This is a genomic window from Streptomyces sp. SID8352 (assembly GCF_009862265.1).
Taxonomy (GTDB): Bacteria; Actinomycetota; Actinomycetes; order Streptomycetales; family Streptomycetaceae; genus Streptomyces.
On record NZ_WWGX01000109.1, the window covers coordinates 1 to 1575 of the forward strand.

General features: G+C 66.2%; 1 protein-coding gene. It reads right to left on the bottom strand.

All coding sequences use genetic code 11. The annotated features are described in order from the left end of the window. Positions 1-526: 526 nt before the first annotated feature. Positions 527-1486 carry a formimidoylglutamase gene (gene hutG / locus GTY84_RS31710; protein WP_161229879.1) on the bottom strand — a complete coding sequence of 320 codons (960 nt, stop codon included), beginning with the start codon at positions 1484-1486 and terminating at the stop codon, positions 527-529. Between the last annotated feature and the right edge of the window lie 89 nt (positions 1487-1575).

Below are 1575 nucleotides of genomic sequence, written 5' to 3' on the forward strand. Positions count from 1 at the left end.
GACGGCCGCGTCCCGGAGCGTCCCGAGGGGGGAGCCGGGCCGGAGGGAGGGGTCGTTGGTGACCAGTGCGGCGATGTTGACGATGGCGGTGCTGCTCATGATGGCCTCGTGGTTCCTCGGGAGCGGCGTTGCTGACACGTCCGTATGAGAGTTTGTTCCATTCAGACACCAGTCCGGTGGCGTCGCACACCCGATGAATACCGCTGCCGTGGTTGCCCAGGCGTGCAGACTGTTGATTCACCCTTTGAATCTTCATTTGGGTGGAGTCTGAGGTATGGAGCACGGCCAGGTCGACGGGTGTACGACACCACCGGACAGTGGAGGCGTTGACGTGGTGGCCGTGTGCCTCCGGGAAAGGCCGGACTGCCTGGTTCGCTCGGCTAATGGTCGCGGCGGCGATACCGAAGAGCCCGCCCAGGAGGTTCACGGTGGTGAGTTTGGGCAGGTTGAGCCCATTTGATCACGATGCCGGTCGATGCGGACGTGTGGGCCGGACTGCGGAGTCTGGTTCCTCCGAGAAGTAGTCTCAGGACGTATCAGCGAGGATGGTCAGAATTCGGTGCAGAAGTCGGGCTCCGACGCGTGCCGTCCTTCCGTCGATGTCAAATTTCGGATTCAGTTCAGCCACGTCGACAACCGCGAGCTTCCCGCTGGCCGCGACCGCGACGCAAACCCTTTCGATGACATTTAGGGGAACGCCGAACGCGGCGGGGGCACTGACTCCTGGGGCCACGGCTGCCGAGAGCACATCCAGGTCGATCGTCAGATAGGAGACATCGCAGCTGTCCAGGTAAGCGGCCACGAACTCGTCGACCGTGTCCCCGGAATCCCCCTGGCAGGCTGTGTCAGGCAGGTGGCGGACGCCGAGGCTGTCAGCGGTGTCGAACAGGGTCTGGGTGTTGCTGGGTTGACTGATCCCCAACACCCAGTAGTTCAGAGCCCGCCCCGCCGCCGCCTCGTTCTGGGCCATCTGCAGAAACGGCGTGCCGGAGCTGGGGCATGGGGCAGTGCGAAGATCGAAGTGCGCGTCCAGGTTGAGCACGCCCAGCCGTGCGCCCTGGGACAGCAACGTGCTGCGTGCGATGCCTTGGTAGCTGCCGTACGCCACCTCGTGCCCACCGCCAAGGACAGCCACTGTGAGGCGCCGGTCAATGAGATCACCGACGAGGGTGCCGAGCCGACGTTGGGCGTCCTCCAGTTTGTCGCCATAAACAGCTACATCTCCAATGTCCAGCGCGCGCATCTGCGCGGGCAGGGCCAGGGAGGACAGAGCGGTCCGCAGTGCAGCGGGGCCAGCCGCGGCGCCCGGACGGCCTTGGTTGCGCCGGACGCCCTCGTCGGAACGGAAGCCGACGAATGCGGCCGTATGCGGGCCGGGCGCCAAGGAGTCGGTGTCCACCGCGTGGTGCCAGCGCTGATGCTCCGGCCCGAGCCCGTCGGTCCGGCCGGACCATCGCACCGGGGAGATGTCTGCGACGACGCTCACGCGTCGTCACCCTCGCGCATCGGCACCCGCACGCCGCGTTCGCCGGCGACGGACTCCGCGATGTCGTAGCCCGCGTCGACGTGCCGGAT